Origin of the sequence: Chryseobacterium sp. S90, from assembly GCF_047444895.1 — a bacterium.
Classification (GTDB): domain Bacteria; phylum Bacteroidota; class Bacteroidia; order Flavobacteriales; family Weeksellaceae; genus Chryseobacterium.
Window position 1 is genome coordinate 88,276 of record NZ_JBLGCX010000012.1, and the last position, 14,248, is coordinate 102,523.

Here is a 14,248-nt window from a genome sequence, read left to right on the forward strand (position 1 = left end):
AATAAATTCATCTTATATTCCTCAGGTTCAAAGTGAATGACATATAAGAATTTATAAAGCATTCTGGAAACTCATTTGTTCAGTTTAATGATGGTAAAGTTTTTTAGATAAAATTAATAGTAATGTGCATATCTTATGAAGATATTGTTATTTCAAGGTCTGATAGCTTCGTAATCAAAGACCAGTACACCACCCGCAGGATCCAGATATGAACCGACAAAATTCTTAAAATCATCATGCATCGGATCAAAAGTACCAGTATCATTTAAAAAAGGTTTTCCCACATAGTAATCACGATCTTCTAATGATAAAAAGCCTACCCGGAATACCACTTCGAAATCGGAATCCTGGGCATTTTTATTATTCTCAAACCCATACTCAATAAACCGGATATAGGGCTTGCCATTTTTCACAGAGTTCTTAAGGGCAAGAAAGCGATCAATAATCATCTGTTTTTCGGAACTTGTTATATCCTTCCTGAACTTAAAAAAAACCAAGTGCTCAATCTTGTATTCTTTAGCTTGAACATTCAGGGATATTTTCTCATTGCTTATAAAATCAAAATTGAATAGTCCCTGATCTCCATCAAGATACAGGCTGATGAAATTCTTGAAATTATCATACGCAGGATTCAACGAATCCGGAGTCTGTAAAGATTTTCCGTCAAAATAATCCCGATCTTCTATAGAACTAAAAGAAATTCTGAATGCTATTTCGTATCCGGCATTAAGTCCTTCCTTGCTGTTTTGAAAACCATATTCTGCTTTCAGATAAGGTTTTCCATTTTTACGGGATTTATTCAATGCCATAAACAGGTTGAGAATCTCTTGTTTTTTTTCTTCTGAAATATCTTTGCGGAGTTTTACCAGTATTAATCGCTCCCATTTCTGCCTTTGTTCCAGCGACTTAAAGTTAGGATCACAGGACAATGCTGACAGTGCTAATGCAGTCATTATTCCTACACATATCCATCGTACTACATAAGATTTTTTTTTTAATCTGCCCATCACATACTGATTGACAGTTTCGCAATATTCCCAAAGAACGTCTTCTCGCTCCGGAATTAGTTTTCCTTTTTCTTCCATCTGTAATCTTTTAAAACTATTAAAATTTGTTGTAAAAACATATTGTATGAAGTGTTGGCACTACAATAGTTTAACGACTTAAGGTCAGGTAAATCCCTTTATTAAGATCCTTTACTTTTTCATATTTTGCCCCGCAAATATTTCCGCTAATGGTGTACTTTCCTTTTTCAAGTACTATAAAATTTTCGCCATCATGAGGAACTGCAAGATCATATTCTTCAACCCCTTCTTCAATATGTAAAATGGTATTACAATGGCTATGGTTTTTAACAAGCAGTATAGCATTAGGTGAGTCCAGGTTATTGTTGAACATTTCGTTTAAAAAACTGGCGGTCTTTTCCTTATGCTTAATTTTATCAGCCTGTAAAAGCTTTTCAAATCTCTCTGGATCAATATTTGAAGTAATATTTTGCTTTGCTTTTACCCATTTGGGTTCCATGGGATTGGAATTTTTTGTTTTTTGGATCCACTCCCTGTTTTTAAGCTCTCTAATCCTTTTTTTTAATAAACTATTCTTTGGATCATCCGGATGGGCATGAGTAAGATAATTCTGAATCTCGGAAATATCATTACTTGTCAGAATATTATATATATTTTTTCTTCCACTGCATTGAATCGATATCACACACAGCATAAGCAAAAGCATAACTTTCACTATTTCTTTCATCATTTTTTTATTTTTGAATAAATTTTAATAATTAATTTGACTAATCTGTATCGGTTTTGTACTTGGCAACCCATTTATGCAGGGTGGTTTTTGGAATACCATATTCTGAAGTAATCTCGTTGATAGTTTTCTGCTTAGTAGTTACCAGTTCGATCATAAAATCAATAACTTCTTTGGTATAGATATTTTTTCTGAATTTGGGCATTGCGCTCTTATCATTATTACCTGAAGTATTGTGTATAACAGTAGACGCTGGTGCATATAAAATCAGATGCTGTGAATAAATACGGAAAAAATCATATTCCAATAGTTTACTCCACATTAGCAGATATTTAGAATCAACACCTTCCTCTTTGTACATAGCCGAGATCTCTATAGGGCTCAATGATAAGAAAGAACAAATTCTTGATTCATTGATATCTAATTCCAGGACCCTTTTCTGTAAAAGTTCCCCGATATGTATATTTTTAAATATATTAGAACTCATTTTTTATATAATCTTATTCTCCTACTTGGTGAGTTAAATTGAAATTGATGCTATCGATTACAGAAACATTTTTTTCCATTTTGTCACTGTATTCCTGCTTAGCCTGAAATAGTTGGCAAGCTGTAGATTACTGCACTTATATTTTTTCTGGTGGTCAAGAATTCTTAAAATAGTATTAGAGTCATAAGACTTATGTCTCGCATTAAAAGATATCGCTTCATGATCATCCTTTCCAGTTATAATACCACTAAGCTTTAATACATCATAACTCATCAGGCGGTCTTTTTCAAGAAAAATTCGACACCTTTCCATAAGATGAGGGTATTTTAACATAATGAGGTCTGTATATATTTTTTTATAATCAGGCATTCTGTGTGCCGAAGACTTTCTTTTTTTGATATTCTTCATATTGTTCTTTTGCATTTTATTGTTGAGGTGCTATATATGGTCTTGGAGGTTTACGTATTTTCCTCCATAATTCTGTTGATGGATCAGCAAGTGCTTTTAGTGCAGACTCTGCGGTACTTTCACGGGTAACAATGTTTCCGTGCTGATCAATAACGAATAATGTAGGAGTTGCCTGAACACCGTAATTTATAAAATTGGCTCCTTTCATTCCCTGAAGGTCACAGGATAAAGTAGCTTTCCATTGTAGTTTATCCGCATCGTCTTTAAAAACTTTCTGATCTGTATCTCCGGAAATAGCAATCAAACGGATTTTACTTTTGAGAAGATCACCCTGCTTTTCAGAAAGCATTTTCATCTCCGTATCGCAATGCCCACAGTCTGACAAATAAAATACAACAAGGGTCTTTTGGTACTGCGTATCCGTAAAATCTATTTTTTTAACAATATTAGATTCTTTTTCAGGTGAGCTAATAACAATATCCGGTGCTTTACTGCCGGGAGTAGCTTTTTGATATACTGAAAGAATGCCATTGTAAGAGGCAATTTTCCCCGAACCGACAATAATGGGAGAAAGCTTTGCAATTACATTATCATTCCCTGATTGAGTGAGATGGTAGGTCACACATTCTGCCAGTGAAGTGTAGAGCCTGCCATCTGACATTTTATCTCCGATACGCTTAAAATTGTTGACAAAAATGGTTCCTCCGTCTTTTTTTTCTTCAAGATCCGTGAACATCGCAAGGACACTGTCCCAATGGCCCGAAGTATAAAGACTATTCCATGGAATGTCTTCAGTGATGGTACGAAGAACTTCTTTTTTGTTGTCTTCTTCATTCTCCTGTAAAGATGCTCCCAACCCGTTGGTAAGATTCACTGTTCTCAGAAAATCTGATGCGTAATCTTTATTTTTCTGAAGGGTTTTCTGAAAACCGGCATATCGGTCTTTTTGCAGATCGAGCTGCTGCTTATAGAGTGTATAGTTTTTATCGGTATGAGGATAGACTTTAGTGACCATAGCCATTGCCGTAAACTGATCGACAATTTTTTTTTGCTGCTGGTATTCAGAATCCAGCAGACTGTTTTCGTTATTATTTTTGTAAATAATATTTTTATTATCAGGTACAGCAGCCGTACATTCAACAGAAAAATTGTGCCCCGGAATAATCATATCAAGTCCTCCGCCTTCCTGGGTACCGGTAATAAGCCATCTGGACATTCCTGTATAAGGAGAAAGTTCTTTGGGAACTTCCAACGTAAACCTTCCGTCAGGAGGTATGGTTCCTTTTTGCACCCGCGTTTCTTTTCCTTTGAAAAGGATAAAATCATATGTTTTTCCGGCAAAATGAGGAAAATACATACTGACCGACTGCCCATAAGTACCGATAGCCGTGCCTAAAAAGATGATAATCCTGGTAAATTTATTTCTGTAATGCATATCAATCAATTAAAATGGATTAGTAGTTTTTTTATTTTGTTTTTTTAAGTGCTAGTTCAGTTTCTTTTATATTTTGGAGGGGGCGCCGTACTGCTACGGAGGAAGAAATAAATGCTTGTACAATTCTTTTTTTTACTATTAAAATAGTTCTCAGCAGCAGCTACGGACTATGCTCCCATAATTGTTACAGCTTGCACACCACTTTTTATTAAGATTTTGTGCTTTATTATTATCTAACTGAGCCGACCTTACCTTAATTATATCAAGCAGCTGTAACAGTATCCTGTTAATGATTATTATCAGTAATAATCAGTTGTTTTTTTAATAAAGTGCGGCAAAGTTATTTGCCGCACAGGTTTGAATGAAGAAACAAACCTTATAATAGCCTATTAATACGCTAATAAATTATTGTGAAATGCAACGCACTAAAAATCCATTTGTACGAACAGTGTTAGCATTTTGAGGATTTACAGAATCTACAAGGAAAGTAAAACTATATACATTTGATGTTCCGTTCTCCGTACTACTCCAATAAGATCCTGCTAATGCACGATTTCGTAAATCACCAGAACTATAATGACGTTGTCCCGAGGCAGGAAAATACAAAGTCTTCCCATTATTCACAAATACTTTAGCAACACCGAAGTTCGTAGCTCCATCGGTAGTTGTAGTTGCCCATGTACCTATATTACTTGTAGTACTGTCAGCATTAAATCCTACCCATTCATTTCTGGTAGGCACCCGGAAGCCTGTAGGACAAGGATCTTTAGTCGTCTTAATAGGAACTGCTTCTGTACCACTATTCCAAGATTTAGCCGGAGCACCAGTTGTTCTCCATCCTGAAATAGAAGCGCTGGAAGTATATGCTGTAGCTACAGGGGCAAGTATTCCCCATTGATAATAGCTTCCCATAATTGCTTGTATTGGAATATTTGGGTTCTGTGTTGGATCGGCACCGACATTACGGGTCATCATCTGGCGGATCTGCCCATTAACGGTTATATCTACTATATCTGAAAAGGATGAACTTGGTTGCACTGCACGACTAAAACCACAGGATTCTCCACCTATGATAAGGTTAAACACAGCCGTTCCCGCAGAGGCAGGAGTACCGGTAATGTTTAAATTCAGTGTGCCGCTGCCATTATTAAGCGTACCAGACGAAAGCACAGCATTAAGCCCTGTTACACCAGTGGACGGAATGATTATCCCCTCATAAGAACCACCATTACCGTCATTATAAGGAATTATCGTATATATTCCAGACGAAGGTTCCCCAGATTCTAACACTCCGATATCAGTTGAAGATGAACACAGAAGCTGATTTATAAGAGCAGTATCAGTGCTCCTGGTTAGCATCTTTACCCAGCGATTACCTCCCGCATCAAAATGATAAAATCCAGGACTGTCCATTCCTTCCACCTGACCAGTACGATCATCGGGGTTTGGTTCGTGGGTAACATATATTAAAGTGGCATCCTGGTCAGCACCATATACTCCTGCAATTTCTGCCGCCTTTAATGTTCCCCCAGTAACACGAGGGATAATAAATCCTTCTGCGGTACTTCCATCTGTTGTTTTACTCACCACATCTAATGTTGATTTGGGAGTATTATTATTAATCCCCAACTGCCCGTAAGACAATACATTGAGAAAAACAATAGGTAATAAATATATTTTTTTCATTGCTAATAAGTTTATCATAAATTTTTGAATCATAGTATCACTGTTATGGTATACCTGACTATTTAGTCAAGGATATGAATTTCAGTAGAATTACTAATCAAAAAAATAAATGGTTATATTTAATGTAAAATAAACTATAGTATTTATTGTGAAATACAACGTACCTTAAAACCATTGGTACGGGCAGTATTACTGTTTGGTATAGTTATATCAGTTTCGTTGAAAGTAAAGCTATAACCACCTCCTGTAGGATTTTCTGTACTACTCCAATAAGCACCTGCGTAAGCCCGATTACGCAATTCTCCATTAGCATACCAACGTTGCCCTCCAACGGGAAACGTAAGAGTACTTCCATTGTTAATAAATACTTTGGCAACAGTAAAATTGGAGGCACCATTGGTAACACTTGTTGCCCATGTACCTATATTACTTATATTGGTACTGGCCGCATTAAATCCTACCCATTCGTTTCGGGTAGGTACTCGGAAACCTGCAGGGCACGGATCTTTAGATGTTTTTACAGGGACTGCTTCTGTACCACTATTCCAGGACTTGTTAGGAGCGGCACTTGTGGACCATCCCGCAATAACGGCACTAGACCTATATGCTGTAGCTGCAGCATTAAGCTTGCCCCACTGATAAAAGTTACCAAATATACTTTGAACAGGAACATTAGGGTTCTGGCTATTGTCTGCACCAAGGTTCCGGGTCATCATCTGTCGTGTCTCTCCGTTAATAATGACAGGTACTACATCAGAAAAGCCCCCCCCGGCCTGTACAGTTCTGCTAAAGCCGCATGACTCACCTGCTATCGTAACATTGAAAACAGCAGTTCCAGTTGTTGCAGCAGTTCCTATAATGTTAAAAATCAGTGAGCCACTACCATTATTAAGTGTTCCAGAAGGAAGGACCGCTTGAAGACCCGTCACTCCGCTAGAAGGAATAATGATAGAACTAAATACCCCACCATTTCCTCCATTATAAGGTATTATCGTACTTACTCCTGCTGCAGGTAAATTTGATTGTAGTACACCAATATCAGAAGAAGATGAGCACAACATCTGGGTTACTGCAGCTGTATTAGTACCACTGGATACCATTTTCACCCAACGGTTACTACCTGCGTTAAAATAGTAAAATCCAGGAGCATCCATTCCTTCTACCTGGCCAATACGGTTATCAGGGTCAGGTTCCTGAGTTACATATACCAGAGTAACATCCTGATCTGCTCCATATACTCCTGCAGCTTCTGCAGCATGAAGAGCGTCACCTGTTACACGTGGAAGAAGAAATCCTTCAGAAACACTTCCGTTTGTTGTTTTACTGGCTACATCCAAAGTAGATTTGGGAGTAACATTATTGATCCCTACCTGTCCGAAAGATAGAACACTGAGAGAAAACATGGGTAATAAATACATTTTTTTCATTTGTAAAATATTTAATGATTACTTGTTTTTAATATTATCGGATACTTGAACCCTACACAAATTTAATACCTCCATAGCAAACAAAACATCGATTAGCAGTCATATTATCACTAATATATTGTAGTTTTTAAACTATTTGATATTTGATAATCCTATCGATTTTAAAATATAAAAAATGTGGCAAAATATATTTGCCACACAAAGGGGTAATCCCAAAGACTAAGGATGAAAAAAAATAGTAATTAAATTACTGACTATGATGTTTAAAAAAGATATTAAATACAAAAAGTCCCGGCATCTGAAGTACGGCCCAGTGCCGGGTACTCAAGATTAAAATAATAAGGATAGCTTATGTTAATATGAAAAAATATAACTCCTACTGTACTACTATCCTAACACCGAACCGAATTTTATAAGAAAGTTTTCTTATTTTCATTAATTTATCCGCAATTAATATGTACAGATAAGACTAAGGAAAAAAGCCAAACAAAACAAAAACCAAGTCTATAAAACAGAGGTCCATAATGCATTTATTATTTTAATTAAAATATATTTTAGTTTTCTTTATGATAAGATTCCGTATCACTGACATTGGCTCCGATGGGGGAAAGAATTAATTCACTATCATCAAGTTCTTTAATGAGCAGGGTATCAATTCCCTTTGAGATCAGCTTGACACCTTCGGTGTGATATGATAAGTATAAAGTATCTTCAGACACATTCCATCTATCATATTGTAATGTATGGATATTCATTGAAATTACAGTACCATTCTCCCGTAATTCAAACCCTTGTTGTTCTTTTTGCTGACCCGCAATAGGTTGCAACCACTTTCCTACTAACTTTTCCCTATTAGGGTTAGAATCACTAATTGCCAATTGCATTGTAACCTTTTTTTCCGAAGATGGATTACATGCACTCATTATGGCGAGGATGGCTAATAGAAACAATTTTTTCATATTTGTATAATTTTAGCTGTAAAGAATTATAAAAGGCATCAATAAACCAAGTTCGAAATCAACATCATTTTATAAGTGCTTTTAACTCAATGTCATAATACAAATATAAACTGTTATTATTAAATATATGACTGGTAATTAGTCATATTATCACTATGAAATTATAGTTTTTTCGCTAATTATATATAAAATAATATAATAGCTTCTTTGATTGCGTACAGCAAAAAAAGTGCGACAATATCTTGCCGCACGAGGGTTATTTAAACCCAAACACTAAGGATGAAAAATTAGTATTTCTAAAATGGATATGACTGTGAAGCTCTAACAATATTATTTTTTACAACTAAAACACAGAAAATCTATGTTTATACTTAGTGCCTGGTTTTTCAAACCTAATGATAAATTCAACCTTATCAATTTTTATTTTAATAGCAATCTAATTCTTGTAAACTTCGATTGCAGATAGATAAATAATTAAAAAAAAACCTGACAGAAATAGTACTCTGCCAGGTACCCAAATTTAATATGATAGCATGTAAATCTTTTGCATTATTATTACTAGATATTTCAGATCTAAATTTTAATATAATTATGTATAGATTTTTAATTTTTCAAATATAAAAAGATGTTCCTTTTATATAAAACCATTTAAAGTCACATTATCACTAATATGAAGTAGTTTTTTTACTAACGCTATTCAAGTTTTATTGGATGTACAATTTACTTTTCTTTAGTGTATATCTCTTGATCAGCAGTCTTGCTTCCTGTAGGAGAAACCATCAAATTATTAATGTCGAGTTTTTTGATAATTAGAGTGTCAACACCATTTGAAACCTGCTGAACACCTTCTGTATGGTACCAAAGGAAAAGAGTATCCTGTGCAACCATCCACTTGTCATATTGCAAAGTGTGAATATTCAGTGAAGTAGCTACACCGTTATCATAAAGTTCGAAGCCTTGTTTCTCGCTTTCCATACCGGGAATAGGCTGAAGCCATTTTCCTATAAGCCTTACCCTTTGTGAATTCAAATCTTTAGTTGAATCTGAAGTTGAGAGTGAATTTTTATTCCCGGAAGGGGAATTACAAGCGGTCAATACACAAAGGGTAATCCATAAAATAGTTTGTTTTTTCATAACATGTAAAATTTAGAGTTTTCAAAAATTATTATATATAAAATGATTATTATAGATCTTATTTCTGATTATATTAATAATTACATATCATATTTATCTTTTAATCAGAATCCTGTAAAATTAAATCATATATTTTTTGCAGGAATAAAAGTAATATAGATTTACATTGAGAATGATGTAAAATTATCACTACAATATTCCTAAGGATTAGTTTTTTCTCGATTATTAATGGAATAAGTCTTGTGGTACTGTGTTTTTTGTATTTTCGCCAAACTCCTTAGAAATTCATTTCCTCACAAATTACCGTGTAACGTTAACTTTAAATAAACATATGATGAAAATACTATTAAATTCTTTTTTCGCAGTCCTCAAAATATTGGCTGATCCATTTATCTTATTTCTCGCGATGGCTATAGTAATTATTATTTTAAGGAGGAAAAATAAATATAAAGCAGCCTGGACAGGAATTATAATGTTAACATCCACTTTATTAATAACCATGAATGGTATTGCAGGTAAATTCACTGCAAGGTATTTGCAGGAAGAATATCCAACCCAGCTTCCCTCTATTTCTTATCCTTCAATAATTGTGATTCTTGGCGGAGGAACTGCTTGTTTGAATGAAATTCAGCAATCACATATTATTTCCTATTCAAGGCTTATTGCGGCTTTTAAACTATATATGAATGCAAAAAAAAATAAACAACCATGCAAAATATTAGCCTCTGGAAAAGGAAACCAAAATGGTATCTCTGAAGCATCACTTTATACAAAAGCTCTTATAGAGATGGGCGTCCCTGAAGCAGATATTATTAAAGAAGATAATAGTATGAATACGTATGAAAATGCTCAATATTCTAGTGTAATATTAAAAAAATCGCCTCCTGCAAAAGTATATCTTGTAACCTCAGGTTTTCATATCAAAAGATCTCTAATGCTTTTTAAAATATTTGGTGTAAATTCTGTACCCTGTCCTTCCGATTTAATTAATACTCATCTGACACTCATCCCCAATTCCTATAACGCTACGATGACTTCCATGATGTTAAGTGAAATAGTAGGAATATGGCAGGTCCAGATCTATAATAAATTGGGACTGAATTAAGTCTTCAATATGGTATCTGGCGCTTGCTGGGTAATTATAAAAAAGCCAGCCGTAATTTCCAATTACGCTGGCAAAAAATTAAGTGAAATCCATAGGTTATCATCATCTTTGATAACCTATCTTTCTGAAAAAAACTAAAAACCATCTATTTATAAACCAATATTTCTGTTATATATTAAAATCAATCAGAGATCGAGAAATCCAATATATATATTTCAATGGTATGACTATTTTGATTAAAATGCCGGAGCGGGATGAATCCTCCGGCGATAACCACAAATTATGATAATAGAATATTAACTATGTTAAACTACGCCCATCCCAATTTTTCACACCTTACAATTAACTATAAGAATAATATTTATCAAAAAAACGTGAATTTCTTTATTGTGTGTTTTCTATTGTAAATGTAGTACCTATATCTTATATAAAACCTTAATAATCTGTAGTTTTATTGTTTGTCAATGTCAAAAAAACACTACACACCTATTCCTGATACGTTCCCTCTATTTGTTCTGCTATAGCCTTAGCATTAGAATCAAAGTGCTCTGTCAGCAGTGTATTAATGTTATTCAGTTTACTAAGCTTTTCATTTTCTGCCGAAATTTCTTTACGGAGATTAAATCTATTTTTAATATTTCTTTCTTTGTTAAGCTGCTCTTTAAGCTCATTAATTGTTGATACGGAAAAAGCAATTCTTTTAAGAAGGCTTTGATAATCATTCCTGGTGTTAGTCATTCCACCGAAGATATCCTGAAATACAATACGGTCTACTCTATATATTACCTGCCTGTTTGTAATTTCAATAGCATTGGTATAGGAAGGAATTGTAGACTGAGACTCATTATAATGCACTAAGGGTAGTCGTTCTTCAAAGGAAAGAATACCTGACCTTTGATCATCCTTATTAAGGGTATATTGAGAAGAATTATTGGTAAGCCATTTTTTCAGGACCAGATAAAGGTTTTTTTTCTGCTTTCCGGTATTTATAATTTTGGTATAGGTATAATCACCACCTACAAGTTCCAGTGTCTGAGCATGTAAAAACGAGACAAAAATAATAAATAGAAGAGATAATTTTTTCATGGTATATTTTTATATTGTTTATTAGAATCTATTATTTTTTAACTGCCGAAGACAAAAAAGCTGAAACTTTCTCCAGTGCCTTTTTACCTTCATCCCCCTTCAAATTAAACTGATATTCATGAGGTAATACCGGAGAATAATCTGTGGAATAAAATAAAGTATCAACTTTAACATTCATCTGGACCAGTTTACGGGCTAATGAATGAGACTGATTACTTAAAGGGTCACCATTTCCTACACTGATGAATGTCGGAGGAAATGTTGAAGTAACATAGTTCAGTACAGAAGCAGGAGCAATCCTGGGATCGGTCAGAAAATCTTCAGTTCCGGTGTATGCCCAAAGAACTGTCTTTAAAAAACCTTTGTATTTCCCTTCAAAATCAACCTGTTTGAGATCATAGGCACCACAAAATAAAATCACTCCCGACAGCTGCGGTCTTGTAATAGAGGGAAACATTTTCATTTCTGTAGCATAAGAAGGTTCTGAGATAATATTGGCTAACTGCGCAGCAATATGGGCTCCACCCGAATCACCGGCAATAATGATGGAATCAGGATCTACATGAAGCGTCTTATTATTATTTATAAGATAGTCCAATGCCTGATTGGCTTGAATGACGGGAGTAGGATAAGTATGTTCCGGGGCAATGGAATAATTGATTGCAACTACAGTAAATCCTTTACCTGCAAGGATTTTACAGTAATTGGCAACATTCTCTTTACTTCCGGAAACCCACCCTCCGCCGTGAATCCACATAATAGTGGGGAGTATCTTACGGATTCTGATCAGAGATTGCGGATAATATACATCTAGATAAGCGTCTTTATCATCCTTTTGATATTGCAGATTACTTATTGTAGCAATTCCGGTAGGCACAAAGGGCTGGAGTGCCTTTGCTGTTTTTTTACCGTTTTTGTTAAAAGCAAGACGGATAAGCATAGCCTCAGGCCATGGACTTATCTGACAAAATATAAAGGAACCGCCACCTAGAATTATGAGACAGGCAAAGAGTTTGATCAAAATTCTTTTCATTGCCTTAAGAGCTTTGTTCATATGTATTATTTCCATGGTTATTCAGAATTACTAGTAAGATACTGTTCTAAGTTTTTTTTGTCGTTTGGGTTCTGATTGATGGTGGAAAACCACCATATCAAGGGTTCTGTTTAAAAAAGTGATTTCTCCTTTAATATCAGTATATCTATATTCACTATTTTCAGCAGTATATTCAGGCATATCAAGACTTTTCTTAAGTATATGAGTCTCCCCGTCCAAATGTATGGTCACCATGTTGGTAGCAGTGTTGATATTAACTTCCATTTCATCTTCTGCGAATTGATCATCAAGGTAGACGTTCTTAACAATATGATTAGAAGGAGTCTGCTTGTCAGCTTTAAATAGCTTTGTTTTTCCTGGCTGCTCGCACGCTGTTACTGAATATATCAGTATTGTTAAAAAGAAAGGTAAAATATTTTTCATGGCAGTACATTATTTTAATTGTTATGCCCAACAACAATCACAAAATATTCATTATGACAGTTATATCCAATATTGTTGTTAGCTATAAAGCTTGCGATGAAAATGTAGTTCCCCTACTTATCTATGTAAATTTAATACTTATACCACATGAAAACCACATAGGAAATGTAGGTTTATGTTGAATTTAATGTAAAACTATCACTACCTATACTGTATTTTCAGACTGTAAATTCTTTCAGAGGTTAATTGGTATACTGTGTTGAGAACGAGTCAGAGTATGAGCAGCGGAAAGAAATCCATTATCATGATAATAAAAAACAACCAGGATATAATCCTGGCTGCAAAACCAATTAAAACTAAAAACTTTCAAAAAGTCTTCTTTAGAAGATTGAAATTATTTTTTATAGTTATTGTATAATACTTTTAATAATATCTATGATAAATTCTTCCTCTTTTATAATTTCCTGATGCGATGCTTCAACTGGATATACCAGTAATAAGTCAGGATTTTCAATTATTTTGTCTACATTATTATAATTTAACCTATGGATATGGTTAAAAAGCAGCTGATTTTCTTTTTCCCCTTTAGTCATAGCCTTTAACAATACCAACCTTGTAAATCTCAGAGGTGTGGAAATTCCTTGACCTACAATACAATGTTCAGCCAATGCAAACTTTTTTGATGCCAAAAAAAGCTCACTGTCTGTAGGAGCCTTAAACTCCTCACTTATTTCTTCATCAGTAGGTATGGAAGAAAGTTCCATTAATTTAGCATCTTCGGCCCTGAGTATAGTATCCAGCATTAATACCGTAATATTTTTATGACCGCTGCTTTCTAAGATCGAAGCGATTTCCAAGGCAATCTGCCCACCTAAACACCATCCTATCAAAATATACTCTTCCTGCTGACTGGCTTTTTGTATTGCTTTGATATGGTTCAGATAATACACAGCTAAACCATTAAGATTACTTATTTTTTCATCATTGTATAAATTATAGGAATCAACTCCATAGCACTGACAATAAGGCTTTAACTGTTCAGCCAGTGCCTTGTATACTTCACATCCCGCTCCCCCCGGATGGATCATAAAAACTTTGGGTTTACCCATAATATGATTTAAAGGGATGACAGCTTTATATTCAGGTTCATAATGATTGATCACTAAACTTAATCTGTTAATGGTCTTTTCATTAAAAACATCAATAACCTTAGGTTGTATACCCGTTCCCTGATAAATTTTGTTGACCAGCTTAATAGCCATAATACTATTGCCTCCCAATCTGAAAAAATC

General features: G+C 34.5%; 14 protein-coding genes. 1 reads left to right on the forward strand and 13 read right to left on the reverse strand.

The features are described 5' to 3' along the window. Positions 1-152: 152 nt before the first annotated feature. From ACLMCG_RS22405 to ACLMCG_RS22445, 9 genes are all read right to left on the reverse strand, one after another. Positions 153-1,085, reverse strand: coding sequence for a Dabb family protein (locus tag ACLMCG_RS22405; protein WP_413961343.1), 933 nt, complete (start codon positions 1,083-1,085; stop codon positions 153-155). Between the two features lie 70 nt (positions 1,086-1,155). Then, positions 1,156-1,755 carry a DUF6759 domain-containing protein gene (locus tag ACLMCG_RS22410; RefSeq protein ID WP_413961344.1) on the reverse strand — a complete coding sequence of 200 codons (600 nt, stop codon included), beginning with the start codon at positions 1,753-1,755 and terminating at the stop codon, positions 1,156-1,158. A 37-nt stretch (positions 1,756-1,792) separates the two neighbouring features. After that, a complete protein-coding gene (locus tag ACLMCG_RS22415; protein WP_413961345.1) occupies positions 1,793-2,239 on the reverse strand; it encodes a transposase in 447 nt (148 codons plus the stop codon). Positions 2,240-2,296: 57 nt separating this feature from the next. Further along, entirely contained in the window at positions 2,297-2,551 is a 255-nt protein-coding gene (locus ACLMCG_RS22420) for a helix-turn-helix domain-containing protein (RefSeq protein WP_414136889.1), read from the reverse strand. Between the two features lie 112 nt (positions 2,552-2,663). Next, positions 2,664-4,082, reverse strand: a complete 1,419-nt coding sequence (locus tag ACLMCG_RS22425; protein ID WP_413961347.1) for a peroxiredoxin family protein — start codon at positions 4,080-4,082, stop codon at positions 2,664-2,666. A 405-nt stretch (positions 4,083-4,487) separates the two neighbouring features. Then, complete coding sequence (locus tag ACLMCG_RS22430; RefSeq protein ID WP_413961348.1) at positions 4,488-5,768, reverse strand: hypothetical protein; 1,281 nt, start codon at positions 5,766-5,768, stop codon at positions 4,488-4,490. Between the two features lie 143 nt (positions 5,769-5,911). Then, positions 5,912-7,195, reverse strand: coding sequence for an FISUMP domain-containing protein (locus tag ACLMCG_RS22435; RefSeq protein ID WP_413961349.1), 1,284 nt, complete (start codon positions 7,193-7,195; stop codon positions 5,912-5,914). A gap of 554 nt (positions 7,196-7,749) precedes the next feature. Next, positions 7,750-8,154 carry a lipocalin family protein gene (locus ACLMCG_RS22440; protein ID WP_413961350.1) on the reverse strand — a complete coding sequence of 135 codons (405 nt, stop codon included), beginning with the start codon at positions 8,152-8,154 and terminating at the stop codon, positions 7,750-7,752. Positions 8,155-8,874: 720 nt separating this feature from the next. Next, positions 8,875-9,288 carry a lipocalin family protein gene (locus ACLMCG_RS22445; RefSeq protein ID WP_413961351.1) on the reverse strand — a complete coding sequence of 138 codons (414 nt, stop codon included), beginning with the start codon at positions 9,286-9,288 and terminating at the stop codon, positions 8,875-8,877. 331 nt (positions 9,289-9,619) lie between these two features. Between ACLMCG_RS22445 and ACLMCG_RS22450 the strand changes: the two genes are divergently transcribed. Continuing rightward, a complete protein-coding gene (locus ACLMCG_RS22450) occupies positions 9,620-10,393 on the forward strand; it encodes a YdcF family protein (RefSeq protein WP_413961352.1) in 774 nt (257 codons plus the stop codon). Positions 10,394-10,879: 486 nt separating this feature from the next. Here ACLMCG_RS22450 and ACLMCG_RS22455 read toward each other — a convergent pair whose 3' ends face one another. The 4 genes from ACLMCG_RS22455 to ACLMCG_RS22470 all read right to left on the reverse strand — a co-directional run. Next, on the reverse strand, positions 10,880-11,479 hold the full coding sequence (locus ACLMCG_RS22455) for a hypothetical protein (RefSeq protein ID WP_413961353.1): 600 nt from the start codon (positions 11,477-11,479) through the stop codon (positions 10,880-10,882). A gap of 31 nt (positions 11,480-11,510) precedes the next feature. Continuing rightward, on the reverse strand, positions 11,511-12,533 hold the full coding sequence (locus ACLMCG_RS22460) for an alpha/beta hydrolase (RefSeq protein ID WP_414136890.1): 1,023 nt from the start codon (positions 12,531-12,533) through the stop codon (positions 11,511-11,513). A 30-nt stretch (positions 12,534-12,563) separates the two neighbouring features. Beyond that, complete coding sequence (locus ACLMCG_RS22465) at positions 12,564-12,956, reverse strand: hypothetical protein (RefSeq protein ID WP_413961355.1); 393 nt, start codon at positions 12,954-12,956, stop codon at positions 12,564-12,566. A gap of 407 nt (positions 12,957-13,363) precedes the next feature. Continuing rightward, a partial coding sequence (locus tag ACLMCG_RS22470; protein ID WP_413961356.1) for a thioesterase domain-containing protein occupies positions 13,364-14,248 on the reverse strand: 885 nt, incomplete at its 5' end.